Source organism: Streptomyces sp. NPDC037054 (assembly GCF_055606745.1).
Genome location: NZ_JBVJSJ010000001.1, coordinates 321,396 through 346,450 on the forward strand (window position 1 = coordinate 321,396; position 25,055 = coordinate 346,450).

The 25,055-nt window shown below is 73.0% G+C and carries 24 protein-coding genes; 12 read left to right on the forward strand and 12 right to left on the reverse strand.

Translation table 11 applies throughout. The features are described from left to right. Positions 1 to 185: 185 nt before the first annotated feature. From ACZ7D7_RS01440 to ACZ7D7_RS01455, 4 genes are all read right to left on the reverse strand, one after another. Positions 186 to 1,544, reverse strand: a complete 1,359-nt coding sequence (locus tag ACZ7D7_RS01440) for a hypothetical protein (protein ID WP_470821439.1) — start codon at positions 1,542 to 1,544, stop codon at positions 186 to 188. Continuing rightward, the gene (locus tag ACZ7D7_RS01445) at positions 1,541 to 3,283 is read right to left on the reverse strand and encodes a DUF3492 domain-containing protein (RefSeq protein WP_470821440.1); all 1,743 of its coding nucleotides are present in this window, start codon (positions 3,281 to 3,283) and stop codon (positions 1,541 to 1,543) included. Before ACZ7D7_RS01445 ends, ACZ7D7_RS01440 begins: the two co-directional genes overlap by 4 nt. Before the next feature lie 216 nt (positions 3,284 to 3,499). Further along, a complete protein-coding gene (locus tag ACZ7D7_RS01450) occupies positions 3,500 to 5,020 on the reverse strand; it encodes a DUF3152 domain-containing protein (RefSeq protein WP_470821441.1) in 1,521 nt (506 codons plus the stop codon). A 293-nt stretch (positions 5,021 to 5,313) separates the two neighbouring features. After that, positions 5,314 to 6,504 carry an alpha/beta fold hydrolase gene (locus ACZ7D7_RS01455; RefSeq protein WP_470821442.1) on the reverse strand — a complete coding sequence of 397 codons (1,191 nt, stop codon included), beginning with the start codon at positions 6,502 to 6,504 and terminating at the stop codon, positions 5,314 to 5,316. 241 nt (positions 6,505 to 6,745) lie between these two features. On the opposite strand from ACZ7D7_RS01455, the gene ACZ7D7_RS01460 reads away from it, so the two are divergent. The 4 genes from ACZ7D7_RS01460 to ACZ7D7_RS01475 all read left to right on the forward strand — a co-directional run bounded on the left by ACZ7D7_RS01460 (position 6,746) and on the right by ACZ7D7_RS01475 (position 8,630). Beyond that, positions 6,746 to 6,970 carry a hypothetical protein gene (locus ACZ7D7_RS01460; RefSeq protein WP_470821443.1) on the forward strand — a complete coding sequence of 75 codons (225 nt, stop codon included), beginning with the start codon at positions 6,746 to 6,748 and terminating at the stop codon, positions 6,968 to 6,970. A 173-nt stretch (positions 6,971 to 7,143) separates the two neighbouring features. Next, a complete protein-coding gene (locus tag ACZ7D7_RS01465; RefSeq protein WP_470821444.1) occupies positions 7,144 to 7,788 on the forward strand; it encodes a TetR/AcrR family transcriptional regulator in 645 nt (214 codons plus the stop codon). A gap of 148 nt (positions 7,789 to 7,936) precedes the next feature. Beyond that, a complete protein-coding gene (locus ACZ7D7_RS01470; protein WP_358661092.1) occupies positions 7,937 to 8,164 on the forward strand; it encodes a DUF3107 domain-containing protein in 228 nt (75 codons plus the stop codon). 196 nt (positions 8,165 to 8,360) lie between these two features. Continuing rightward, positions 8,361 to 8,630 carry a hypothetical protein gene (locus ACZ7D7_RS01475; RefSeq protein ID WP_470821445.1) on the forward strand — a complete coding sequence of 90 codons (270 nt, stop codon included), beginning with the start codon at positions 8,361 to 8,363 and terminating at the stop codon, positions 8,628 to 8,630. Positions 8,631 to 8,737: 107 nt separating this feature from the next. Here the strand turns inward: ACZ7D7_RS01475 and ACZ7D7_RS01480 are convergent, their stop codons facing one another. Further along, on the reverse strand, positions 8,738 to 9,475 hold the full coding sequence (locus ACZ7D7_RS01480) for a ferritin-like fold-containing protein (RefSeq protein WP_470821446.1): 738 nt from the start codon (positions 9,473 to 9,475) through the stop codon (positions 8,738 to 8,740). A gap of 489 nt (positions 9,476 to 9,964) precedes the next feature. On the opposite strand from ACZ7D7_RS01480, the gene ACZ7D7_RS01485 reads away from it, so the two are divergent. Continuing rightward, on the forward strand, positions 9,965 to 12,394 hold the full coding sequence (locus ACZ7D7_RS01485; protein WP_470821447.1) for a DEAD/DEAH box helicase: 2,430 nt from the start codon (positions 9,965 to 9,967) through the stop codon (positions 12,392 to 12,394). A 162-nt stretch (positions 12,395 to 12,556) separates the two neighbouring features. Beyond that, the gene (locus ACZ7D7_RS01490; RefSeq protein WP_470821448.1) at positions 12,557 to 13,426 is read left to right on the forward strand and encodes an alpha/beta fold hydrolase; all 870 of its coding nucleotides are present in this window, start codon (positions 12,557 to 12,559) and stop codon (positions 13,424 to 13,426) included. A 31-nt stretch (positions 13,427 to 13,457) separates the two neighbouring features. Here ACZ7D7_RS01490 and ACZ7D7_RS01495 read toward each other — a convergent pair whose 3' ends face one another. Continuing rightward, positions 13,458 to 14,351, reverse strand: coding sequence for an NYN domain-containing protein (locus ACZ7D7_RS01495; RefSeq protein ID WP_470821449.1), 894 nt, complete (start codon positions 14,349 to 14,351; stop codon positions 13,458 to 13,460). A gap of 233 nt (positions 14,352 to 14,584) precedes the next feature. Here ACZ7D7_RS01495 and ACZ7D7_RS01500 point away from each other — a divergent pair, with 233 nt between their 5' ends. Continuing rightward, positions 14,585 to 14,737, forward strand: a complete 153-nt coding sequence (locus ACZ7D7_RS01500) for a hypothetical protein (RefSeq protein WP_094057445.1) — start codon at positions 14,585 to 14,587, stop codon at positions 14,735 to 14,737. 104 nt (positions 14,738 to 14,841) lie between these two features. On the opposite strand, the gene ACZ7D7_RS01505 is transcribed toward ACZ7D7_RS01500, so the two are convergent. The 4 genes from ACZ7D7_RS01505 to ACZ7D7_RS01520 all read right to left on the reverse strand — a co-directional run bounded on the left by ACZ7D7_RS01505 (position 14,842) and on the right by ACZ7D7_RS01520 (position 17,981). Then, positions 14,842 to 15,447, reverse strand: a complete 606-nt coding sequence (locus ACZ7D7_RS01505; protein ID WP_470821451.1) for a MarC family protein — start codon at positions 15,445 to 15,447, stop codon at positions 14,842 to 14,844. A gap of 52 nt (positions 15,448 to 15,499) precedes the next feature. Then, positions 15,500 to 16,357, reverse strand: a complete 858-nt coding sequence (locus ACZ7D7_RS01510; protein ID WP_470821452.1) for a PHP domain-containing protein — start codon at positions 16,355 to 16,357, stop codon at positions 15,500 to 15,502. Positions 16,358 to 16,487: 130 nt separating this feature from the next. Then, positions 16,488 to 17,129 carry a DUF6758 family protein gene (locus ACZ7D7_RS01515; RefSeq protein ID WP_470821453.1) on the reverse strand — a complete coding sequence of 214 codons (642 nt, stop codon included), beginning with the start codon at positions 17,127 to 17,129 and terminating at the stop codon, positions 16,488 to 16,490. Between the two features lie 267 nt (positions 17,130 to 17,396). Then, complete coding sequence (locus tag ACZ7D7_RS01520) at positions 17,397 to 17,981, reverse strand: suppressor of fused domain protein (protein WP_470821454.1); 585 nt, start codon at positions 17,979 to 17,981, stop codon at positions 17,397 to 17,399. 483 nt (positions 17,982 to 18,464) lie between these two features. Between ACZ7D7_RS01520 and ACZ7D7_RS01525 the strand changes: the two genes are divergently transcribed. Next, positions 18,465 to 19,580 carry a magnesium and cobalt transport protein CorA gene (locus ACZ7D7_RS01525; protein WP_470821455.1) on the forward strand — a complete coding sequence of 372 codons (1,116 nt, stop codon included), beginning with the start codon at positions 18,465 to 18,467 and terminating at the stop codon, positions 19,578 to 19,580. A 23-nt stretch (positions 19,581 to 19,603) separates the two neighbouring features. Continuing rightward, the gene (locus ACZ7D7_RS01530; RefSeq protein ID WP_470821456.1) at positions 19,604 to 20,116 is read left to right on the forward strand and encodes a hypothetical protein; all 513 of its coding nucleotides are present in this window, start codon (positions 19,604 to 19,606) and stop codon (positions 20,114 to 20,116) included. A 40-nt stretch (positions 20,117 to 20,156) separates the two neighbouring features. Here the strand turns inward: ACZ7D7_RS01530 and ACZ7D7_RS01535 are convergent, their stop codons facing one another. Next, a complete protein-coding gene (locus ACZ7D7_RS01535) occupies positions 20,157 to 20,915 on the reverse strand; it encodes a hypothetical protein (RefSeq protein ID WP_470821457.1) in 759 nt (252 codons plus the stop codon). 261 nt (positions 20,916 to 21,176) lie between these two features. On the opposite strand from ACZ7D7_RS01535, the gene ACZ7D7_RS01540 reads away from it, so the two are divergent. The 3 genes from ACZ7D7_RS01540 to ACZ7D7_RS01550 are packed head-to-tail and all read left to right on the forward strand — an operon-like array spanning position 21,177 to position 24,220. After that, positions 21,177 to 22,460: a magnesium transporter MgtE N-terminal domain-containing protein gene (locus tag ACZ7D7_RS01540; protein ID WP_470821459.1), complete on the forward strand. Its 1,284-nt coding sequence runs from the start codon at positions 21,177 to 21,179 to the stop codon at positions 22,458 to 22,460. Continuing rightward, complete coding sequence (locus ACZ7D7_RS01545) at positions 22,450 to 23,043, forward strand: DUF1003 domain-containing protein (protein ID WP_470821460.1); 594 nt, start codon at positions 22,450 to 22,452, stop codon at positions 23,041 to 23,043. Before ACZ7D7_RS01540 ends, ACZ7D7_RS01545 begins: the two co-directional genes overlap by 11 nt. Positions 23,044 to 23,086: 43 nt before the next feature. Beyond that, positions 23,087 to 24,220, forward strand: coding sequence for an Mrp/NBP35 family ATP-binding protein (locus ACZ7D7_RS01550; protein WP_470821461.1), 1,134 nt, complete (start codon positions 23,087 to 23,089; stop codon positions 24,218 to 24,220). 77 nt (positions 24,221 to 24,297) lie between these two features. On the opposite strand, the gene ACZ7D7_RS01555 is transcribed toward ACZ7D7_RS01550, so the two are convergent. Then, a complete protein-coding gene (locus ACZ7D7_RS01555; RefSeq protein ID WP_470821462.1) occupies positions 24,298 to 24,969 on the reverse strand; it encodes a hypothetical protein in 672 nt (223 codons plus the stop codon). Positions 24,970 to 25,055 lie beyond the last annotated feature (86 nt).

Below are 25,055 nucleotides of genomic sequence, written 5' to 3' on the forward strand. Positions count from 1 at the left end.
GTGGTGATCTCCTTCAAAGGGGTGGTGCCGAGGGGACGGCCCCCGCAGGGGCGGAGCGTGCGGCGCTCCCGGTGGGGCGCACGCGGCCGGCCCCGACGGAGCGCGCGCGTGCGCGGGCGCGTTGGGGCGGGCACGGGCGGCCTCTGCGGGGTCGGCGTGCGCAGAGGCGCGCGGGGCGGGGCGCGTCAGCATGGGCGCTCCGGGGTGGCGTGGGCCGAGGCGCGGGTGAGGGTGCGGGTCGCGTGGATGAGCAGGGTCAGGGCCGTCGCACCGCAGGCCAGCGTGGGGACGGCGGACGGGCCCCAGGCGGTGACGAGGGTGTCCACCGGGACGGCGAGGACGTCGCAGCCGGGCAGTCGGCCCGCGAAGACGGTGGCGAGGGCCAGCCCTTCGGCCGACGCGGCGGCGGTGAGGACCAGCGCCGGGGCGTGGGTGAAGCCGTGGACGGTGAGGAGCCGGGCGAGGAACAGCAGGGCGCCCAGGGCGAGGACCTCGGCGTACGCGGCGGGCTCACCGAGGACCGCGCCGCACAGGGCGACGAGGGCGGCCAGCGCGCCCAGGAACAGGCCGAACGCGCCGAACAGCAGCGGCCGTACGGAGGCGGCGAACTCCTCGAGCCCTCGGCTCGCCGCCAGTCTGCGGCGGGCGCGTGAGGCGAGGAGGTGGGCGCTCCAGGCGGCGGGCGCGCAGCCGAGAGCGAGCGCCGTGGCGGTCGCCGTCGCGAGCGGCCAGGGTCCGTCGGTGTCGCCGGTGGGCAGGGTGTCGGGGCCGCCCACGACGGCGGCGGCGAGCAGTCCGTCGCCGAGCAGGGCGTATCCGACGAGCCAGCAGGTCCAGAGGCCGGTGCCGTGACCGGCCGGGCCACCTCGGTGGGCGGGGCTCAGCGGGCCGCGCTTCAGTACGGCGCGCAGACTCACGACGACGGCGAGGGTGCCGAGCACGGCCGCGACCAGCCGGTCCTGACCGCCGGTGAACCGGAGGGCGGCCACGGTCGCCGCGCACATCACTCCGGGCAGCAACGTGAGGGCGGCCCAGCGGGCGCGCGCCGCGGGAGCGGTCCGGACGGCGGGGCGCGGCGCCGTCGCCTCCGTGTCACGGGGCACGCGCGCGTACATCTCCTCGGCGAGCGCGAAGACGTCGCGGTGCCGGAAGCGGGCGGCCGTGCGGTCGGTGACCCCGTGGGCCTCCAGGCCCGCCGCGATCTCCAGGGCGTCCACGGCCCGTTCGCACAGCTCGCGGTGCCGGTGCATCAGGACCTTCACGGGGTCGGCGGCGGTACGGCGGCCGGCGGACCGACGCCGGGAACCGGGGCCGGGATCCCCCGCGCCCTCGCTTCCGCCACCATCGGCGCCACCATCGGCGACTCCGGTCCTGGTCCCAGCTCCGGCTCCGGCAGCAGCCGATTCGGCCGACGACTCCGTCGGCTCCTCCCCCGGCCACTCCCCCAGCGCATCGCGCGACCGTGCGTCCCAGGCGCCGGGGCTGTCCGGGATGCCCGGGCTGGCCGGGGTGCCGGGCAGATCCAGTTCTCCGAGGCCGCTCATGAGGCTCCTCCCTCCAAGGCCGCGCCGGAGGCCGAAACGGGAACACGACCAGCCGCACCGCCCGAAGCCCCAGAGGAAACGGGAGCCGCAACCGAACCCGGAGCAACGGCACAGGCTCGTGCCGTCGGCTCCGTCCAGCGGCCGGGCACCTGGGACTCGGCCGGCGCCGCGAAGGGCAGCGGGTCCCCGGCGTCGTCGAGGACGACCCGACGGACCGGGGTGTGGGAGACGATGTCCAGGTAGATGCCGTGGAAGGCCGCGATGTTCTGCTCGACGGTGAACAGTTCGAGCGCGCGGGCGCGTGCGGCGGCGCCGAGGCGCTCACGGCGCTCCGGGTCGCGCAGCAGCGCCACGCACGCCTCCGCGAGCGCCCGCGGATTGCGCGGCGGCACGACGAGCCCGGTGCCGCCGATGACCTCCACGACCGCGCCGACGTCGGTGGACACGGTCGCCCGCCCGCAGAGCATGGCCTCGACCAGGCTGACCGGGAAGCCCTCGACGACGCTGGCCAGCACGACGACGGCACCGGAGGCGTACGCGTCGGCGGCGGTGGGCAGTTCGGGACCGCCGATCTCCTCGAAGGACACCGGGTTGGCGCCGACGGAGTGCGGTCCGTCGGCCTCGTCGGGGAAGAGCTGGGCGGCCAGCGCCCGGCAGTGCCCGAGGTAGGCGGCGCCCTCGGGACCGGCGGGGGCGCCGACGACGCGCAGCCGGGCCGTCGGCTCCTCCTTGCGGATCTCGGCGAAGGCGTGCAGCAGGGAGACGAGGTCCTTGGCCGGTTCCACCCGGCCGACCCACACCAGGGTGTCCGGGTCGGCGTCCTCCGGTGCCTCGCCGACCTCGGCGAACGGCTCGGCGTCCATGCCCGGGTAGACGGTGCGCAGCTTGGCGCGGTCGGCGCCGCAGCGCTCCTGCCAGCGTCGGGCGTGGGTGTTGCCGGGCGTGATCACCGCGGCGCGCCGGTAGGTCTCGGCGGCGAGCCCGCCGTGGAAGGCGGCGAGCAGGGACCGTACGGCGGGCGGGGCCTGGCCGGTGGTCAGGTAGTGCGACCGCAGCTGGACGCCGTACTCGGTCACCAGCAGCGGTACGCCGTGGAAGTGCCCGGCGAGCAGCCCGGGCAGGGCGGCGGCGCCGGAGGCGGCGTGGCTGAGGTCGACCGCGCCGAGGCCGTCGTCCTCGTACCAGTCGAGGGAGAGGGGGCGCAGGACGCGTTCCAGGTGGGCGGCGACGGCGAGCAGATCGGGGACGCGCGCCTCCCGCGCCGCCTGCTGGGCGCCGGGCGCACGGCAGGCGCGCTCCAGGGCGCGTACGGCGGTCTCGGAGCGCAGGGCGCCGACGAGTCCGCCCTCCTCGCGGGCGAGTTCGGCGAGCCCGTAGAGGGCGTCGGCGAAAGTGCCGAAACGGTCCGCCTCAGTGGCGGCGGGCTCCGCGGGGCCGCCGACGGGGCCCGACGCGCACACGGCCGACGCGAGGGCGCCGTAACACTCGCTGAAGCGCCGGCGCGCACGACGCCCGTACACCACCCCGTCGTCCTCGGCGGTCCACAGGGGCGCGGTGCGCACCCGGCCGACCTGGGGCGGCAGCGGGATCCGGCCCTCGTCCTCCTGGCGACGGCTGCGGCTGAGCGCGTAGACGTCGAACTCGTGCTGCCCGAGCCCGCGCACGAGCCGGTCGCACCAGAGCCTGGCGTCACCGCTCACATACGGGTAACCACCCTCCGTAAGCAGTCCGATGCGCACGAGTGCACCCCCGATCTCCCGTCCAGGGAGCCGCCGTTGACCCGGCGGCTCGCAGCGGGACGAACGTATGCGGACGAGGCGGTGGCGCGACGGACGGTTGTCCGTCGCGCCACCAGAAGGGGTGAACGGTCGTAACTTTCGCCTGCGGACGGCGTTCCGTCGCGCTAAGAGATCAAGTGAACGCGCACAGTGACGTCACGGCCAACGGTCAAGCCGTCAACGCACCGGGTAGGGCCAGGCGTTGGGCCGGCAGCGGATGCCGTTGTACTCCAGGAACTTCGTCTGCTGCTGCATGACCGGCGCCAGGTCACCGTTCTTGTCGCAGGTGACGTGGCCGTAGCCGAGGCGATGGCCGATCTCGTGGTTGATCAGCATCTGCCGGTAGGCGTGGATGGCCGCGCCGTACGTCTCGGCGCCCTGCGCCCAGCGATAGGCGTTGATCATCACGCGCTGGGTGGCCGCCGAATCGCAGGAGACGTTGTCGACGGTGGTGTCGAGGCCGGACTTGGCGCACCAGTCGGCGGTGGTGCCGGGGCTGGCGAGAGTGATGACGAAGTCGACGTCGCCGGAGTAGACGCGCTCGAAGGTGCGGGCGCCGTTGTGCGCCCAGCTCCGGTCGTCGTTCAGCGTCTTCTGCACGGCCTGCGCGAACAGTTCGGCGTCGAGCCCGAGCCCCTTCTCGACGTCCACGCGGTAGGTGTACTTCTGCCCCTTCCCGGGCGCCTTGTCGACGCCGGGGACGGCCTCGAACTTCCCGGAGCCCTTCAGCTCGGCGCCGAGCGGATACGTCTTGGCCATCTTCTGCTCGTACGTCAGTGGCGCGGGCGCGGGCGCGGCACCGGAGGGCGCGGGGCGTGCGTCGCCGCGCGAGGCGGAGTCGTCCGTGTCCCGGGACTGCCCGGCGGGCGGGCGGGACGCGTCGGAGCCGCCGGACCCGTCGGCGACCTGACCGGCCACGACGACGGCGAGCACGGTGGTCACGGCGGCGGCGGCGATGCCGGTGAACGCCCGGCCCTTGCCGCCCTTGGCCTGCGCGGGCTCACCGGTCGGCGGCGCGTCGTCGTCATCGCCGTCGGTGCGGGGGGCGTGGGGGCCGGCGGTGTCCCCGTCGGAGGGAGACCGATGGGTGCGGGACGCAGGTGGTGCGAACACGTCGTCGTCCTCGTCGAAGGCGTCGAGGTACTCCGGCCGCGGTCCGGCCGGGGGCGCCTGCCGCTGTCGCGGGATCGGCACGCCGGGCGCCCCGGCCGCCCCGGGTGCCCCCGGTGCGCCGTACCCGGCACCGGGCCGCCCCCCGAAGTCTCCCCAGCCACCGCCCCCTTCACGCTGCTCGGGATGGCCACCACGCACTTGGGGGACACCGTGTGCCGGCGTGCCGTCGGGAAAACGAGGCACACCGCGCGCGGGTGTCCCGTCCGGATACAGCGGAACCCCGTGCGCAGGCGTCCCGTCCGAAAACCGCGGAACCCCCTGAGCCGGGGTGCCGTCCGGATAACGAGGCACACCGCGCGCGGGTGTCCCGTCCGGAAGCCGAGGCACCCCATGCGCCGGTGTCCCGTCCGGAAGCCGAGGCACCCCGTGCGCCGGTGTCCCGTCCGGAAGGCGAGGCACCCCGTGCGCCGGTGTCCCCTCGGCAAAGCGAGGCACCCCGTGCGCCGGCGTGCCGTCGGAGAACCGAGGCGCCCCCTGCGCGGGCGGCCCGCCCGGAAACCCCGGCGCAGCCGACCCGCCCGGCATACCTGGCCCACCCGGCCCACCCGGCCCCCGCATCGGATCGGCCAGGCCGGGCACACCACGCGCGGGAGTGCCGTCCGGCAGCCACATGCCGCCCTGTGCGGTCGGTGCGCCACCCCGCACAGTCGGTACGCCGCCCTGCGCGGCCGGTGCGCCGCCCTGTGCGGTCGGCGCCGGGCGGGCGGCGCTGCTGCCGGTGCCGGGGGCGGGTGACCGCCCCTTCCGTGTTCCGGTCGTGTCCGCGGTGTCGCCCTTGGGAGCAGGCCCGCGACGGCTGTGGCGTCCCACCTCGCGCCTCAGCCCCTCGCGCTCTCGTCGGCGCCACCGGCACCGTCCGCGCCGGCCCCCGGCTCTCCAGCGTTCCCGGCCAGTCCGGCCACCGCAGTCACCCCGTCGGCATCATCGGCTTCGTCGCCGTCATCGGCTTCGTCACCGTCATTGGCATCGCCGCCGTCATTGGCGTCATCGCCGTGATTGGCGTCGCCGCCGTCATCGGCTCGGCCCGCGTCGGCGGACCCGTCCGCCCCCACGCTAGAGCGTCCGGTGTCCGCGAGGAGGTCCCTGAACGCCATTGCCACCGTCTCGGGGTACTCCATCATCGCCACGTGACCCGCCTCGGGGAGCGTCAGCAGCCGGGAGTCGCGGAAGGCGCGGGCGGCCCGCTGGGCCATGCGGAAGCCGACGAGCTGGTCCCGGCCGCCGTAGATGAGCAGCGTCGGGGCGAGGACGCGCTCGGCCTGGCGCCACAGCCCGTGCTGCCCGCCCAGGGTGTACGCGTTGACGATCCCGCGCGCGGAACGCGCCATCGCGTCCCAGAAGTACGGCAGTTGGAGGCGCCGCTCCATCTCCTCCACGGCGTTGCGGAAGCCCTCCGGCGTCACCCGTCCGGGGTCGCCGTAACAGAGCCCGAGGACTCCGCGGACCCGCTGTTCCGCCGTCCAGTCCCGGGTGATGCGCGTGAACAGGGCCGCGACGCCGGGCAGCGCCAGCAGCCCGGTCGGCACGGCGCTGCGCTGGACGCGGATCTCCGGCAGCGCGGGCGAGACGAGCGTCAGCGTCCGCACGAGGTCGGGCCGCACGGCGGCGACCCGGGTGGTGACCGCGCCGCCGAGGGAGTTGCCGAAGAGGTGCACGGGGCCGCGCCCGGACGCGTCGAGGTAGCGGATGACCGCGCGCGCGTGGCCGGTGATCGAGTAGTCGCCGTCGTCCGGTGGCGGGGAGTCGCCGAAGCCGGGCAGATCCACGGCCTCGCCGTCGACCACGTCGGCGAGCAGCGGCATCAGCGTCGACCAGTTCTGCGAGGAGCCGCCGAGCCCGTGGACGAACAGCGCGGGCGGTGCTCCCGTGCGGTCCGCCGGTCTCGACCGGATCGTCAGCGTGATCCCGGGCAGCTCGACCGACCTGAGCCGCTCGCCCTCCGCGACCCTCACGGGCGCCACCTTGGGGAGGACTTGGGGTGCCACGGAGGGGAGATCGGTCGAAGACATGCGGCAATGTTACGAGACGATCACGCGCCGAATCACGTGTCGGCGGTCACAGAATGACCGGGCGACGGGAGTCGGCCGCGTCTTTGGGTACCCCACCCGCACGGACCTCGGCGTGCGCACTGCGTGACGCCCCGGACGCGGATCGCATGGCGTGCGGACCGGGTGTCTCCTAGGCTCGTGCGGAGGGCACCCGCGTGTGGCCCCTGCATTCCCAGGGACGTTCGTAGGAAGGGAGCCCGTCATGACTGTTGATCCCACCGATCCCGAGACCTTCGAGAACGGCGACGAGCAGGAAGCCCCGGAGATCGGCGTGGAGGCCCCGGAGGTCGACGCCGCCGAGCAGCACGCGGACGTCACACCGCGTCGCGACGACCCGCTGACCGGCGTGAACCCGGACCGCGCGAACGAGGCCGACCTGGTGGAACAGGCCCGGATCGTCTCGCTCGACGAGGACGACTACCGATGAGCCTGCGCGCGGCCGGGGGACGCCCTTTCTGAGCCTGTTCGCAACGGTCTGCGCGGCTATCGCCGTCGTCCGGTCCGTGAAATTCTGCGCTCGCACCGCGCACAGCACGGTTACCGAAAAGTACGATGGCGGCGCGGCGCACACCGCACATGGACGATTGAGTGGGAGGCGGCGTGACAGCCATCGAGCAGACAGAGGCGGTACGCCCGCGGGGCACGCGCCTGCCGCGCCGTGCCCGACGGAACCAGCTGCTGGGCGCCGCCCAGGAAGTCTTCGTGGCCCAGGGTTACCACGCGGCCGCGATGGACGACATCGCCGAGCGCGCCGGAGTCAGCAAGCCGGTGCTCTACCAGCACTTCCCGGGCAAGCTCGACCTCTACCTCGCGCTGCTCGACCAGCACTGCGAGGCGCTGATCCAGTCGGTACGGAGCGCGCTCGCGTCGACGACCGACAACAAGCAGCGCGTGCGCGCGACGATGGACGCCTACTTCGCGTACGTCGAGGACGACGGCGGCGCGTTCCGCCTGGTCTTCGAGTCGGACCTGACGAACGAGCCCGCGGTGCGCGAGCGCGTCGACAAGGTCACCAACGAGTGCGCCGAGGCGATCTGCGACGTCATCGCCGAGGACACCGGACTGTCGCGCGCGGAGTCGATGCTGCTGGCCTCCGGTCTGGGCGGCCTCGCGCAGGTCGTGGCCCGCTCCTGGCTGCACAGCGACCGCAGCGTGCCGCGCGACCAGGCGGTCCAGCTGCTGGCGTCGCTGGCGTGGCGGGGCATCGCCGGTTTCCCGCTGCACGGCACGGACCAGCAGCACTGACCGGGACGCCCGCCGACGGGGCATTCCCGTCCGCTGTTCGCTCCTGGCGTTCTCGGCCGCAGCGTGTACCGTCCCCTCACCGGGCTAATGTGTGCTGCGTACGGCGCGCAAGGTCGCGCACTTCACTGACCGTCGGAGGGACATAGCCGTGGAGGTCAAGATCGGCGTGCAGCACGCGCCGCGCGAGATCGTTCTGGAGAGCGGTCAGAGTGCCGAGGAGGTCGAGCGCGCGGTGTCCGAGGCGCTGGCCGGGAAGTCGCAGCTGCTGAGCCTCGTGGACGAGCACGGCCGCAAGATCCTGGTCCCGGCCGACCGTCTCGCGTACGTCGAGATCGGCGAGCCGGCCCCCCGCAAGGTGGGCTTCGGCGCGCTGTAGGCAACACAGCGCACAAGGGCCCGGCGGTCGCGCAGACCGCCGGGCCCTTGCCGTACGCCCTGTCCGACGTCGCACGGAGTCCGACGACGCACGAATGGAGCATCCCGCCCCCAGGGGAGGGTTGAATTCCGCAGGTCAGGGGTAAGACGGGCTTGGACCGTTTTGGGCAGGGCCACCGTGTGGGAGGGACCCCGACGTGATCGTGCAAGCACTCAGCTCCGCAGTGCTCGGCCTGGCCCTCGCATGGGCGGCGGCCCACCGCCTTCCCCACCGGCTCCCGACCCGTCCGCTCGTGCTGTCGACCGGGGTCGCCGGAGCACTGTTCGGCGCCTTCCTCACGAACAGCGCGCTCGACGCCGGCGGCATCCTGCTGGTCCTCGCCGGAGCGGTCGCCGTCTCCGTCGCCTCGCTGTCGCTGCTGCTGCGCCCCTCGGGAAGACTGCGCGGGCGTTCGGCGACGGCCTGAGCCGCCGCCGCGGACGCCGCCGTCCCGAGGATCGCGAGGGGCCGAAAGAGGGGCCAGGAAGCGTGAAACAGGAGCCGTGAGGCGCTCCTGAGAAGGGCGGGGGCGGCTCAGGCAGCCAGCCCCAGCGCCGCCATCCGCTTCGTGTGCGCCTCGGTGATCCGGGAGAACATCCGGCCGACCTCGGCCAGGTCGAAGCCGTCCGCGACACCGCCCACGAGCATCGTCGACAGCGCGTCGCGGTCGGCGACCACCCGCTGCGACTGCGACAGCGCCTCGCCCATCAGCCGCCGCGCCCACAGCGCGAGCCGGCCGCCCACGCGCGGGTCCGCCTCGATCGCGGCACGCACCCGGTCCACGGCGAACCCGGCGTGGCCCGTGTCGTCGAGCACGGCCAGCACCAGCCGACGGGAGTCGGAGTCCAGGCGGGCGGCGACCTCGCGGTAGAAGTCGCTGGCGATCGAGTCGCCGACGTACGCCTTGACGAGCCCTTCCAGCCAGTCCGAGGGGGCCGTCTGCTTGTGGAAGCCCTCCAGCGCCGTGACGAACGGCTCCATCGCGCGGGTCGGTTCCTCGCCGATCTCCGTGAGCCGGTCCCGCAGGCGCTCGAAGTGGTGGAACTCCGCCGACGCCATCTTCGCCAGCTCGGCCTTGTCCTCCAGGGTCGGGGCCAGCTTGGCGTCCTCCGCGAGCCGCTCGAACGCCGCCAGCTCCCCGTACGCGAGCGCGCCGAGCAGGTCCACGACCGCGGCGCGGTACTGCGGGTCGGCGGAGGCCGTCGCCCAGTCCTTGGCGGCGACTCCGGTGGGTTCGGCGGACGCTTCGGAGGCGTTGTCAGGGGTCGTCATGAAGCGCACAATAGCCCGCTCTCCGCCACCCGGAAGGCCCTGGTCAACCAGTGTGACGACGACTACGTGACCAAATCGGCCATCGCGTGTGCGCGAATCCGGGGTATGGTGGTAATGCGCCTGCCGAGTACTCAGTGGCACATCAGAGGCATCTCGACGGCGCGCACACATGAGGATGCCCGGTCGGTGGCCCGATCGGCTCCGACCCGACAGCCTTCCGTGGCCGTACGCCTCAGTGCGTACGACGACCGGAGGGACACCCTCAGCGGTACGAGCGCTAGAGCGTCAGCAGTGGTCCCGTGTCCACGGCCCGACCGTACGGCGGCCGACGTCCCTGGCACGGTCCGACACGACCCCGCGCTCGCCTCGCACCGCGCACACAGAAGAGGCAGCACCCTGACTACGACGTTCCGAGAGCTCGGGATCCTCCCCGAGACCGCCGAGGCCCTTGAAGCCGTCGGCATCGTCACCCCGTTCCCCATCCAGGAGATGACCCTCCCCGTCGCCCTCTCCGGCACGGACGTCATCGGCCAGGCCAAGACCGGCACCGGCAAGACGCTGGGCTTCGGCCTTCCGCTCCTCGAGCGCGTCACCGTCCCCGCCGACGTCGAGGCCGGCCGCGCCAAGCCCGAGGACCTCACCGAGGCCCCGCAGGCGCTCGTCGTCGTCCCCACGCGCGAGCTGTGCACCCAGGTCACCAACGACCTGCTGACCGCGGGCAAGGTGCGCAACGTCCGCGTCCTCGCCATCTACGGCGGCCGGGCCTACGAGCCCCAGGTCGAGGCCCTGAAGAAGGGCGTCGACGTGGTCGTCGGCACCCCGGGCCGGCTGCTCGACCTCGCCGGGCAGAAGAAGCTGAACCTGAAGCACGTCAAGTCCCTTGTCCTCGACGAGGCCGACGAGATGCTCGACCTGGGCTTCCTGCCCGACGTCGAGAAGATCATCAACATGCTGCCGGCCCGGCGCCAGACCATGCTGTTCTCGGCCACCATGCCGGGCGCGGTCATCGGTCTCGCCCGCCGCTACATGTCGCAGCCCACGCACATCCGCGCCACCGCACCGGACGACGAGGGCGCCACGGTCGCGAACATCAAGCAGTACGTGTACCGCGCGCACAACATGGACAAGCCCGAGCTGGTCGCGCGCATACTGCAGGCCGACGGCCGGGGACTGGCCATGGTCTTCTGCCGCACCAAGCGCACGGCGGCCGACATCGCCGAGCAGTTGCAGCGCCGCGGTTTCGCCTCCGGCGCGGTCCACGGCGACCTCGGCCAGGGCGCCCGCGAGCAGGCGCTGCGCGCCTTCCGCAACGGCAAGGTCGACGTGCTCGTCTGCACCGACGTCGCGGCCCGCGGCATCGACGTCGAGGGCGTCACGCACGTCATCAACTACCAGTCCCCCGAGGACGAGAAAACGTACCTGCACCGGGTCGGCCGTACGGGCCGCGCGGGCGCGAAGGGTACGGCGATCACGCTGGTCGACTGGGACGACATCCCGCGCTGGCAGCTGATCAACAAGGCGCTGGAGCTGGACTTCGCCGACCCGCCGGAGACGTATTCGACGTCCCCGCACCTCTTCTCCGACCTCGGCATCCCCGAGGGCACGAAGGGCGTGCTGCCGCGCTCGGAGCGTACGCGCGCCGGGCTCGCGGCGGAGGAGGTCGAGGACCTGGGCGAGCCGGGTGGCCGTGGGCCGCGCGGGCGCGGTGCCCGGGGCGGCGGCCGGTCCGAGTCCCGGCCCGACGAGCGGGAGCGCGCGGAGCGCACGCCGCGCCGCCGTCGCCGGATGCGCGGCGGGGCCCCGCTGGACGAGGCCGCGTCGACCGGTGCCGCGGCTCCGGCCGAGTCCCCGGTGACGGACGCCGTCGCCGCCTCCGACGACGCCACGGCCACGCGTACGCCGCGCCGTCGCCGCCGGATGCGCGGTGGCGTTCCGGCGGAGCAGGCGCCGGCCGCCGAGCCGACGGCCGGCACGGAACCGGCGGCCGCGGCAGAGACCGCGGTGGCCACGGCCGAGGGCACGGCCACCGACGTCGCCGAGGCACCGGAGAAGCCGCGTCGTCGCCGTACGCGCAGGTCCGCGGCGGTGTCCGACGCGGTGCCGCCCGTCGAGGCGGACGTGACGGCCACCCCGGCCGCCGAGGCCGCGCCGGTGGCGGAGTCCGCGCCGACCGCAGAGGTCGCGCCGGTCGCCGAGGCCCCGGCCACCAAGCCGCGCCGCCGCACCCGCAAGGCCGCCGAGACGGCGCTCGACACGGCCGAGGGCGCCACCGAGGCGGCCCAGGCGCAGGAGCCGGCGGAGACGAAGCCGCGCCGCACCCGCAAGAAGGCGGCGACCGCCGAGACGCCCGCCGAGTCCGCGGTCGACACCGCCGAGGGCGCGGAGACCAAGCCGAAGACCCGCCGCACCCGCAAGGCGGCCGAGCCGGCCGTCACCGCGGAGGCGACGGACGCGGCCGAGGTCACCGAGGCCGCGGCCCCGCGCCGCCGGACCCGCAAGGCGACGACGGCAGCCGTCGAAGCGGTCGACACCGCCGAGGCGACCGAGGCCAAGCCGCGCCGCACCCGGAAGACGGCCGCCACGGCCGAGACTGGGCAGGCCGCCGAAGCCACGGAGTCGAAGCCGCGCCGCACCCGCAAGGCGGCCACCGCCGAGACCACGGTCGACACGGCCGAGGGCGCGGAGACGAAGCCGAAGACCCGCCGCACCCGCAAGGCCGCCGAGCCGGCCGAGGCCGGTCAGGCCGTCGGCATCCCGGCGCAGGCCGCGCAGGAGCCGGAGGCGTCGGCACCGCGCCGCCGCACCCGCAAGGCCGCGGCGGCCCCCGCCGAGGCGGCCGACGGCGACGCGACTGAGGCGAAGCCGAAGACGCGCCGCACGCGCAAGGCCACGGCGTCCGCGGAAGCCGCGGAGAGCTGACAGCCCGCTGAAACGGCCCGGTCCCCACCCCGTGGGGACCGGGCCGTCTGCGTTCCACACGCTCCACCCGTTCCACGCGGGCCACGCAGGTCACAGGCCACGCAGGCCACGCAGGCCGGGTGGGCGGAGCGGCCCGTGCAGGGCACCCGATACCCTCCCCCCGTGAGCAAGAACGCCTCCTTCCAGCGGCCGCCCGGCGCCCGCGCCTACACGCTGCGTACGGCGCGCGGTGAGTTCGCCGTCGTCGACTCGCCCGTCGCCGAGGGCGTCGAGGCGCACGGTGTCGCGCTGCTGCTGCCCGGGTTCACCGGCAGCAAGGAGGACTTCACGCTGCTGCACGAGCCGCTGGCGGCGCGCGGGTACCGGACCGTCGCCGTGGACGGGCGCGGGCAGTTCGAGTCGGACGGCCCGGCCGAGGACGAGTCCGCGTACGCGCAGGAGGAACTCGCGCGGGACGTCCTCGCGCAGGCCGCCGAGCTCGGCACCCCGGTGCACCTCGTCGGGCACTCTCTCGGCGGGCAGATCGCCCGCGCCGCCGTCCTGCTGGACCACGCCCCGTTCCGCTCGCTCACCCTGATGTCCTCGGGCCCGGGGCGGATCTCCGACAGCCAGCGGGAGCGCGTGAAGCTGCTGCGGGAGGCGCTCGGCATGATGGCGATGGACGAGGTGTGGATCGCGATCCAGGCGATGGGACCGCCCGAGGAGGTCGGCGGTCCGGCCCGCGGCCCCGGCGACCAGGCTCAGCTCCGTCGCCGCTGGCTGGGCACCAAGCCCGCCCAACTCCTCGCGACCGGACGCCAGTTGTGCGTCGAGCCGGACCGCGTGGCCGAACTCGCCGCCGTACCGCTGCCGTTCCACGTGCTGTCCGGCGCGTTCGACGACACCTGGCCGGTGCCCGACCTGGACGACATGGCCCGGCGGCTGGGCGCCCACCGCACGGTCGTCGCGGGGGCCGAGCACTCCCCCAACACGGACCGGCCCCTGCCGACGGCCCGCGCCCTCGCCGACTTCTGGGACAGCGCCGGCGAGTAGGACACGGGCCGCATCAGGGCCCGCAACAGGCCTAGTACTGCGCCTGCAAGTGGTCCCAGAACCCGTCCCGCAGGGCCCGCCGCAGGTCCGCCTGGCCGCGCAGCGAGTACTGGAGCAGGCCCTCGGCCTCGACCAGTAGGTCCTGGTCGACGGAGCCGGGCAGGTAGGGGTGGCCCGGCAGCAGTTCGACGAGGGCTTCCCTGCCCCGGGCCACGAGCCACTTCGCGGCGATCTGGGCGCCCACGAAGCGGACGTCCTCGCGGGTGGGCCGGGCCGCGGTCGCCTCGTAGGCCTGGGCCGTGCGACGGGAGACGTACGGCTTGAAGAAGTCGAGGTCGAAGGTGCGCTGGCTGTCGACCTCCCACAGCAGGGGCTCCGCCTGGTTGCGGCCCTCCGGGGCCTCGATGCCCCACAGGTGGACGCGGGCGCCGTAGCCCTGCGCCGCCTCCACCGCCGAGACCAGGTCCTCGTCGCCGCCGAGCAGCGCCGCGTCGCTGATGGCACGGTGCCGGGCGAGTGACTCCAGGTCGGACCGGATGAGGGAGTCGACGCCCTTCTGCTGGTTGTTGGCGTTGAGGTTGCCGAGGCGGACCTTGACGTCGGGCAGCTCGGCGATGGACTGCTGTTCCGCCGTGTGGATGCGGCGTCGCGCGCCGTCGTACCAGTAGACCCGCAGCAGCCTGCTGTCCGCGAAGATCGTGCGGGCGCGGTCGATGAGCGCCTCGATCAGGCCCTCGGCGTCGAGGTCGAAGGCCCGCCGGTCCTCCGTGCCGGCGACCAGCCGGCCTGCGGCCGCGTACAGGTACCCCGCGTCGACGAAGATCGCATGGGTCGAGGGCGTCTTGGCCACCTCGGCGAGCATGCGCTGGAGCAGCTCGTTCGTGCGGTCGATGCGGGCGGTGAGGGCCGCGTGGTCTTCGTTCATCGCCCCTATTGTCCCGGCGGTCACGCTGCGAACACAACCGGTCCCGGTCAGTCTCCCCCGGTCACGCCCGATCCACTTACCGGTGAGTAATTAGTCGTTCGAAAAATTTCTTTAGCGTAGGGAATGTTTGTTACACGCACCGCGTTGACTACGACGGAACACGGGCACTCCTGCACCGTGGGCCCCACCAGTAGTTCTCCTTCAGGAGGATGACCAGACGAAGGGAGAAGCCCTTGCGCTTCGAAATCATGCGTCTCGACGACGTCGACGGAACCCCCGTGGACACAACGGTCGTGGACGCCGCCTCCGTCAACCGCATCGTTCAGCAGGCCGCCGCCATCGGGCAGCGCCTGTGGATCCGCCCGGCCGAGACCACGGCCTCATAACGGCGGACGCCTTACGCACGCGTTCGGGAGCCCCGGTACGGACACGCCGCACCGGGGCTTCCTCGTGCCCGGCGCGCCCGGTCAGGACGTCCCGGCGCGCCCGGTCAGGACGTCCGGATCACCTGGGTGACGCCGTTGATGATCTGCTGCACGGCGATCGCGGACAGCATCATGCCCGCCAGCCGGGTCACCAGGACCACGCCGCCGTCCTTGATGACGCGGATGATCACGAGCGAGTAGCGCATCACCAGCCACAGCACGACGTGGATGGCGACGATCGCCGACCACACCGACACCTGCGTGGCGACGCTGTCGGCCTTCTGCACGGCGAGGATGACGGACACGATCGCGCCGGGCCCGGCCAGCAGCGGCATGCCGAGGGGTACGAGCGCGACGTTGACGTCCTTGGTCTGCTTCGGCTCGTCCGTCTTGCCGGTGAGCAGGTCGAGCGCGATCAGCAGGAGCAGCAGTCCGCCGGCGATCATCAGGGCCGGGACGGACACGTGCAGGTAGTCGAGGATCTGGTGGCCGAGCAGACCGAAGACGGTGATCACGCCGGCCGCCACGCAGACGGCCTGGAACGCCATCCGCTTCTGCGTCCTGGCGGGCCGGCCGCCGGTCAGCGCGAGGAAGATCGGGGTGATCCCGGGGGGATCCATGATGACAAACAGGGTCAAGAAGAGTGAGCCGAAGACAGCGACGTCGAACATGAGGGAAGGGCCTTGCCGGAAGTGAGCGGGAACGAGGACGCGGGGCGGTGCCTCAGGCTCCGCCGGTCCCCGGGACCGGGAACGCGCCGGTCGCGCGTCGCGTGATCTCCCCGTACACCTCGGGGTCGGTCGTGTACTCGCCGAGGACGCAGGTCTTGCGGCTGCCGTGGTAGTCGCTGGACCCGGTGACCAGCAGGCCCAGCTCCGCGGCGAGGCCGCGCAGCCGTGCGCGGGCGTCCGCGTCGTGGTCCATGTGGTCGACCTCGATGCCGTCGAGCCCGGCGGCGGCCATGTCGGCGATCGCGGACTCCGGCACCGTGCGGCCCCGCTTGGCGGCGGCCGGGTGCGCGAACACGGCGACTCCGCCCGCGCCCTTGATCAGCCGGATCGCCTCGAAGGGGTCGGTCTCGTGCTTCTCCATGAAGGCGCGCCCGCCGTCGGCCAGCCACTCGGGCGTGAACGCGTCGCCCACGGTCGGTACGACACCCAGCTCGACGAGCGCGGACGCGACGTGCGGCCGCCCGACGGAGCCGTCCCCGGCGATCCGGGACACTTGCTCCCAGGTGACGGGCACGCCCAGCGCGTTGAGCTTGGCGATCATGCCCTTGGCGCGCGGCACCCGGTCGTCCCTGACGAGCTCACGCTCGGCGAGCAGGGCGGGCTCCTCGGGGTCGAAGAGGTAGGCCAGCATGTGCATGCTGATGCCGTCGAGGCGGCAGGAGAGCTCGGCGCCCGTGACGAGGGTCAGCCCCTCGGGCAGCGCGGCGACGGCCTCGGCGTGCCCGCGGGTGGTGTCGTGGTCGGTCAGCGCGACGACGTCCAAGCCCACGGCGGCGGCCGTGCGGACCAGGTCCGCGGGGCTGTCCGTGCCGTCGGAAGCGGTGGAGTGGGTGTGCAGATCGATGCGCACGACGCTTACTCCAGGTGGTGACGGAACGGACGGGGACGCTCAAAGGATAACCGGACTTCCGGGCACCCCTGTCACACCCGCAGACGCCCAGCGCCCCCTACATCCGCCCGTGAGCCCGCTCGGCGGACGCTCAGGGCTCCAGCAACCGGGGCGACAGCGCCCCGCACGGCACGAGTTCCACCTCGGCCCCGGCCTCGCGCAGGTCGGCGAGGACCAGCTCGTCGTACATCAGCAGGCCCGACTGCTCGGGCCAGACGACCGCCCAGAGCCACATGCCGAGCGCCTCGCCGGCGAAGACGGCACGGTCGGCCGGCGTTCCGGAGACGTGCCACAGCGGGGTGGGACGTCCGGCGGCCAGCACCTTGGCCTCGGCCGGCTTCTCGACGTTCATGCCGGGGCCCGGGTCGGGGCCGTCGATGCCGGCGTACCGCGCGCCGAGGCCGACGCCGAGTTCCTCGGCCACCAGCACCATCTCGCCCATGCCGCCGAGCGGACCGGGGCCGGTGCACGCCACCGCCGTGGCCCGGCCGCCGCTGCGGTCGTCACCGGCGCAGGCCACGCCCGTGAACAGCCAGCCCACCGGCAGCGGCCACGGCATCCACACCGGGACCCGCGCGCGGCGCACGACGACGTTGAGGGCGTCGACACTGGGCGGTATCACCGGCTGCAGCGGGTGCACGGCGCCATGGACATCGCACTGCCACGAATCGGCGAAGAGACCGGGAGCCCTGACCCGGCCACCGCACTTCGGGCAACTGGGTTCGCCCCTCATAGAGCCCCACGGTCCTACCCCTCACCCGCCACGTCAAGGACGATCACCCGTCCGGGGGCTGGAGTGCCGGACGAGCCTGCCGCGACCTGGCCCACGACGCCATCCAGGTGCACGCTGCATTAATTGACGCGGCTAACTTCTCTGGCCGTGGAGCGCTCACGCGCGGCCGGGGGAAACCCACGCCGGGGAACGGCACGCGAGCGGCCCGAGGCCGTTCGCGAACTGGCAGGCGTCGCAGGGGCGTTGGGTGAGCTTCCTCACGCCTCGTCAGTCGAGCGGGACGGACCTGCGGGCCGGATCGCGCAGGTCCGTCTTGTGCGCGAGCCAGCGCTCCTGGAGGGCCTGGGCGCCCTGGACGCGCTTCCAGGCGGCCTCGTTGGGCGTCATCGGCAGCAACGGCAGGAACCGCACGGGGTCGAGCGGCTCGTCCAGCTCCAGGTCCTCCACCAGACCGCCCGGCTCGGCGACCAGCACTGAGGTGAACGGGGCGCCGGGCCACAGGGGTTCACCGACGTCGAGCGAGGCGCCGGGGGCCACGACGACTCCCTCGACCTGCGGGGACGCGGCGAGCACGGCGAGCGGGCGGAGCACCTTGTCGGTGTCGGCGATCCCGGCCCGCACCGACAGCACCAGCTCGGCGCGGGGTCCCTTGACGGGGTCGGCGACCACGGCCGTGGGGTCCGTCATGGGATGCGCGGACATGCCGAGCGAGGCGTACCGGACGACGTCCCCCTCAGTGAAACGCAGCACTTCGATGCGGTCGGTGCCGAGGAACGTGACCGCCGCGCGCGCGTCGGGTTCACCCAGCGCGGTGCGCAACCGGGCCTCGACCAGAGGAAGAACATCAGCCATGCGGCGAGCATAGAACTCGTCAGGGCACGGCAAAGCGGCGCCTTGACATGCCGGTCGGCTGATACTCTTGCCCGGTGTCGGGGCAGCACGCAGAAGCGTTGCGATCCAGCCCTCGACGCCGATGAGACTCCCAGGGAGTGCGATCGTCCCTCAAGAGGGACCGGCCGGAGGAGGTGGGGCTGTCATGGATCGAAGTCGACCGTGCAGTACTACCCGCTCTTCCGACCGCTGACGCGGTTTCTGCGCTTCAGCCGGCTACGTGCCACCTCGCATTCGTGCCCACGGAAGAGCACGTCGTTTCGTTGTGCCTGATCTGTCTGATCTGCATCAGTACCTGAATCAGTAGCGAAACTCGCCACCGCGACGGTGCGGTGCTCCCCGCTTTGTGGACGTGCCAAACATCCGCAGTCAGGACGTCCCCATTCCGGGCAGTTCCACCCGTCGTCGGCGCCTTTCGTTGCCCGCCTGCGAAGGAGCCTGCTCATGTCGATGATCCGCGACCTGCGCGCCGTGGTCCGTCCGTCCCGTGTGTCGCTGCGCAAGGACGGCGGGACCTACGACACCACCCGGGACCCCGCGACGCCGTCCGCCGTCGTCGACTGCGCCGTCTACCGCGACGGCCGGCGCGTCGTGACCGAGACCCCGCTCAGCCCGCCCGAGGCGATGCGCCTGGTGCGCCGCGACGGAGGTTTCGTCTGGATCGGGCTGCACGAGCCGACCGAAGAGGAATTCGCCGGTATCGCGGGTGAGTTCGGGCTGCACCCGCTGGCCGTGGAGGACGCCGTCCAGGCCCACCAGCGGCCCAAGCTGGAGCGCTACGACGACTCCCTGTTCACCGTCTTCAAGACGATCCACTACGTCGAGCACGACCAGCTCGACGCCAACAGCGAGGTCGTCGAGACCGGCGAGGTGATGTGCTTCACCGGCCGGGACTTCTTCATCACCGTCCGGCACGGCGGGCAGGGCTCGCTGCGGGCGCTGCGGCACCGGCTCCAGGACGACCCGGAGCTGCTGATGAAGGGCCCCTCGGCGGTGCTGCACGCCATCGCCGACCACGTCGTGGACGGCTACATCGCGGTCGCCGACGCCGTGCAGGACGACATCGACGAGGTCGAGACCGAGGTGTTCTCGCCGGGCCGCAAGGGCACCCCGCGCGGCACCGACGCCGGGCGGATCTACCAGCTCAAGCGCGAGGTGCTGGAGTTCAAGCGCGCCGTGTCTCCGCTGATGCGGCCCATGCAGCTGCTCAGCGAGCGGCCGATGCGGCTGATCGACCCGGACATCCAGAAGTACTTCCGGGACGTCGCCGACCACCTCGCCCGCGTGCAGGAGCAGGTCATCGGCTTCGACGAATTGCTGAACTCCATCCTCCAGGCCAACCTGGCACAGGCGTCCGTCGCCCAGAACGAGGACATGCGCAAGATCACCTCGTGGGCCGCGATCATCGCCGTACCGACGATGGTGTGCGGCGTGTACGGCATGAACTTCGACCACATGCCCGAGCTGCGCTGGAAGTACGGCTACCCGCTGGTCCTGGGCATCACGGTCGCCATCTGTCTGGGCATCCACCGCACGCTGAAGCGCAACGGCTGGCTCTGACCGGCCCTGGATAGGCTGGGCGCATGACAAGGCAACTGCTCGACCGGGCCCTCGTCGAGGAGGCCACGAAGAAGTCCGGCCTCATCTGGGTCACGGCGCCCGGCGTCCCGGCCCGCGCGCTGTGGCACGTGTGGCACGAGGGCGCGGCGTGCGTCGTCGGCGACGGCCCCGGGGAGCAGCCGCTCGCCGGACTGACCGACGGCGCCTCGGCCGAGGTCACGGTGCGCAGCAAGGACAAGGGCGGCCGGCTCGTCTCCTGGTCGGCCCGCGTCACCGAGCTGCCGTCCGGCTCCGAGGCGTGGCAGGCGGCGGTCGCCGAGCTCAAGGGCAAGCGGCTGAACGCCCCCGACGGGGAGGCCATGCCGGACCGCTGGGCCCGCGAGTGCCGCGTCGTGCGCCTGGAGCCGACCGGGGACCTCGCGCCGCTGCCCGACGGCTCCCTGGCCGAGGCGCCGCTGCCGACGCCCGCGACGACCCGGGAGCCGATCCCGGCCGGGCTGCCCCGGCTGCTGCTGAAGCGACGCCGGAAGAAGTAGCCCGCCGGGTGCGCGCCGGGGCCCCGCGCCGCGCGCCCGGCTACGACGAGGGCAACTGCCTGCCGTAGTCGAGGATTTCGTCCTTCGCCGGTTGCTTCAGGTCGAAGTCCTGGCCCCAGTCCGAGAAGCTCAGCGTGCCCGCGCTGCCCGCCCTGACCAGGCGCAGCGGATACGGCGTGCCCTCCAGGGACACGTCCAGCGTGCCGCCCGCGCCCTTGTCGCCGGTGATGCGGATGGTGCGGACGCCGGCCTGCTCGTGGTGCCCGTCCGTGGCGAGCTTGCCGTGCAGCGTCAGCAGCCCGTCCAGCAGCAGGTCCTTGTCGGTGAACCCGCTGAACTTCTTGTAGGAGGGGTCGCCCTGCGGCACCTTCACGTACTTGCCGCTGAGCTTCTCGGCCGCCGCCGCGTCGGAACCGCCGCTGTCGCCCTCGCCGTCCGCGTGGCTCCAGAACCCGGCGTCGGCCTTGAGGAACAGCTCCTCGCCGGTCCTCATCAGCTGGAACGTCATCCCCTTGCCGGTGACGGAGCCGGTGCCGCCGTCGGACTTCAGGCGCATGTCGAGTTTGTACGTGCGTCCGCTGGTGACCACAGTCCCGTGAAGACGTACCGCCTCGGCGGCGTCGGCGGCCTTCCGGGTCTTGGCCTGGATCTTGTCGGCCGACAGTCTGCCCACCCCGTTGGTCCCCTCGTTCGGGTCCTCCTCGCCGCACCCCGTGAGCGCCGTCCCCGTGACGAGCAGCGCGCACATCGCGCCCACCAGCGCGGCCCTGCGGTTACGGCTCTGGGGAATCGCAGTCACAGGTGGGGCTGCCTTTCTGACGGAGCTGACGGGGCGGGCGGGACCGACACGTCCGGGTCGGTCCGTGCGGCACGGCGTACCGCAGGGTACCGGGGCCGTGCGCGGCCCACGGAGCCAGTCCGTCCGGACCGCTCACCAGGGCGTATCCGAACGGTACGGGCTAGCCTGAACCCCACCGGGCGGGCAGTTCGGACAACCGGAACGGACCGTGCGGTTCACGGCGGTACGGACACAGCGCCGTACGGAAAGGAGGCGCGGCACATGGCAGCCGGCGCGCCCCGGATCTTCGTCTCGCACCTCGCCGGGATCGCCGTCTTCGACCCGACCGGCGACCAGGTGGGCCGCGTGCGCGACCTCGTCGTCATGCTGCGCGTCGGGCGGCGGCCCCCGAGGCTGCTCGGCCTGGTCGTCGAACTCGCCACCCGCCGCCGCATCTTCCTGCCCATGACCCGCGTGACCGCCATCCAGTCCGGCCAGGTCATCACCACCGGCGTGCTCAACGTCCGGCGCTTCGAGCAGCGGGCCACCGAACGCCTGGTGTTCGGGGAGCTGCTCGACCGGCGGGTCACGCTCGTCGAGACCGGCGAGGAGGTCACCGTTCTCGACCTGTCGGTGCAGCAGCTCCCGGCCCGGCGGGAGTGGGAGATCGACCGGGTCTTCGTCCGCAAGGGCAAGAAGGCGGGCGCCTTCCGGCGCGGCAAGGGCGAGGCGCTGACCGTCGAGTGGTCCGCCGTCACCGGGTTCTCCCTGGAGGAGCACGGACAGGGCGCCGAGAGCCTCCTCGCCACGTTCGAGCAGCTGCGCCCCGCCGACCTCGCGAACGTGCTGCACCACCTCTCCGCCAAGCGCCGCGCCGAGGTCGCCGCCGCCCTCGACGACGACCGGCTGGCCGACGTGCTGGAGGAGCTGCCGGAGGACGACCAGATCGAGATCCTCGGCAAGCTCCAGGAGGAACGCGCCGCCGACGTCCTGGAGGCCATGGACCCGGACGACGCGGCCGACCTGCTGGGCGAGCTGCCGGTCGAGGAGCAGGAGCGGCTGCTGAGCCTCATGCAGCCCGGCGACGCGGCCGACATGCGGCGCCTGATGTCGTACGAGGAGCGCACCGCGGGCGGTCTGATGACCACCGAGCCGATCGTGCTGCGCCCGGACGCCACCGTCGCCGACGCCCTCGCCCGGGTCCGCAACGCCGACCTGTCCCCGGCGCTCGCCGCCCAGGTGTACGTCTGCCGGCCGCCCGACGAGACCCCGACCGGCAAGTACCTGGGCACCGTCCACTTCCAGCGCCTGCTGCGCGACCCGCCGTACACGCTGGTCAGCTCGATCATCGACGACGACCTCCAGCCGCTGGCGCCCGACGCCGCGCTGCCGGTCGTCGCCGGGTTCTTCGCCGCGTACGACATGGTGGCGGCCCCCGTCGTGGACGAGGCCGGGGCGCTGCTGGGCGCGGTCACCGTGGACGACGTGCTGGACCACATGCTGCCGGACGACTGGCGCGAGACGGAGTTCCACCTGGACGAGGAGGCCGGTGCGGATGCCTCCTGAGCGTGACGGCGTCCGCGAGCGCACCCCGGTCGGCGCCACCGCGGCCGGGCGGCCCCGGGCCCGCCTGGACCAGCCCCGTCCGCCGCGCCGCCGGATCCTGCCCGAGTGGGACCCGGACGCCTTCGGGCGGCTGTCGGAGCGGATCGCGCGGTTCCTGGGCACGGGACGGTTCATCGTCTGGATGACGATCGTCATCATCCTGTGGGTGGTGTGGAACGTGGCCGCGCCGCGGGACCTGCGGTTCGACGAGTACCCGTTCATCTTCCTGACGCTGATGCTGTCGCTGCAGGCCTCCTACGCGGCCCCGCTGATCCTGCTCGCGCAGAACCGGCAGGACGACCGCGACCGGGTCAACCTGGAGCAGGACCGCAAGCAGAACGAGCGGTCGATCGCCGACACCGAGTACCTGACCCGGGAGATCGCCGCGCTGCGCATCGGTCTGGGCGAGGTCGCGACCCGGGACTGGATCCGCTCCGAGCTCCACGACGTGATGAAGGAGCTGGAGGAGCGGAGCAACGGCCACCACGACCGGGGCGTATTCCCGGCGGGTCACCCACGGCGGCGTGACATAGACGACCGGTGACCGGGCTATCCAGGTCCGGTACCGTGCCCCGTACCATCGACCTATGGCTACGGAAGACGCGGTGCGTGAAGCACTGGCGACGGTGAACGACCCCGAGATCAACCGGCCCATCACGGAGCTCGGGATGGTCAAGTCGGTGGAGATCGGCGCGGACGGGGCGGTCGCGGTCACCGTGTACCTGACGGTCTCCGGCTGCCCCATGCGGGACACCATCACTCAGCGGGTGACCGAGGCGGTCTCGCGGGTCGAGGGAGTCACCCGCGTCGACGTCACGCTCGACGTCATGAGCGACGAGCAGCGCAAGGAGCTGGCGAACGCCCTGCGCGGCGGCGGGACCGAGCGCGAGGTGCCCTTCGCCAAGCCGGGCAGCCTGACCCGCGTGTACGCGGTCGCGTCCGGCAAGGGCGGCGTCGGCAAGTCGTCGGTGACGGTGAACCTGGCGGCGGCGATGGCGGCCGACGGCCTGAAGGTCGGCGTGGTCGACGCCGACATCTACGGCCACAGCGTGCCGCGCATGCTGGGCGCCGACGGGCGTCCCACCCAGGTCGAGAACATGATCATGCCGCCGTCCGCGCACGGCGTGAAGGTCATCTCGATCGGCATGTTCACCCCGGGCAACGCGCCGGTCGTGTGGCGCGGCCCGATGCTGCACCGCGCGCTCCAGCAGTTCCTGGCGGACGTGTACTGGGGCGACCTGGACGTGCTGCTGCTCGACCTGCCGCCCGGCACGGGCGACATCGCCATCTCCGTGGCCCAGTTGGTGCCGAACGCCGAGATCCTCGTGGTGACGACGCCTCAGCAGGCGGCGGCCGAGGTGGCGGAGCGGGCCGGTTCGATCGCCGTGCAGACCCACCAGAAGATCGTGGGCGTCGTCGAGAACATGTCGGGTCTGCCCTGCCCGCACTGCGGCGAGATGGTCGACGTGTTCGGCACGGGCGGCGGTCAGATCGTCGCCGACGGCCTGACCCGCACGACCGGCACGAACGTCCCGGTCCTCGGCAACATCCCCATCGACGTCCGCCTCCGCGAGGGCGGCGACGAGGGCAAGCCCGTGGTCCTGAGCGACCCGGACTCCCCGGCGGGCGAGGCCCTGCGCGCGATCGCCGGCAAGCTGGGCGGTCGGCAGCGGGGCCTGTCGGGTCTGTCGCTGGGGCTCACCCCGAAGAACAAGTTCTAGAAGCGGGACAGGTTCCCGTCGAGCGACGAGGGGGCGCCGGTGTGCACCGGCGCCCCCTCGTCGTGCTCGAAGCGGCGTCACGCGTACAGCGCGACGTCCTTGACCGCGGCGAAGCCCAGCCCGTACGCGCTCATGCCGCGCCCGTACGCGCCCACGTGGACCCCGGCGCCGGTGGAGCCGGCCAGCACCCACCCGAACTCGGACTCGCGGTAGTGGAACTGCGTCGGCACGCCGTCCACGGGCAGCGACAGCGTCGACCACTCCGGTCCCGCCAGGTCGTCCGCGAGGGCCCAGGCCGTCTCGGTCTGCTGCTCCAGCCAGTCGTCCCGCAGGGTGTGGTCGACCTGACCGGGCCAGGTGCAGGTGAGCAGCCCGACGCCCGCGAGCCAGGCCGCGGAGGACACCGAGGTGGCCTCCAGCACGCCCGTGCCGTCCGGGCTGCGCCGTACGGGGTTGGCGGCGACGGTGACGACGACCGCGAACTTCTCCTTGGCGTCCTGGTCACCCCCGGCCATGTGCTCGTTGCGCACGGAGGGCTCGTCGCCGTGCCCGATCGAACCGTGCTCCACGGCGCCGTCGGCGGCGGCACCGACCTGCATCAGCCAGCGCGGCCCGGTGAACGCCTCGTCGAGGCCGTACCACGGGAAGCTCGCGCGCAGGTAGTCGTCGACCGTGCGCCGGGCGGAGGCGGCCCGTTGTCCGTCCTCCGCGGCCGGCGCCTGCGCGACTCCCCTACTCGTCGTCTCCATGTGCCGGACGCCTCCTCGCTCTAGTTCGGACCGACCGGCCCGCCCCCCTTCGGGCGTACTCGTCCGGTCCGCACAACAACTCGGCA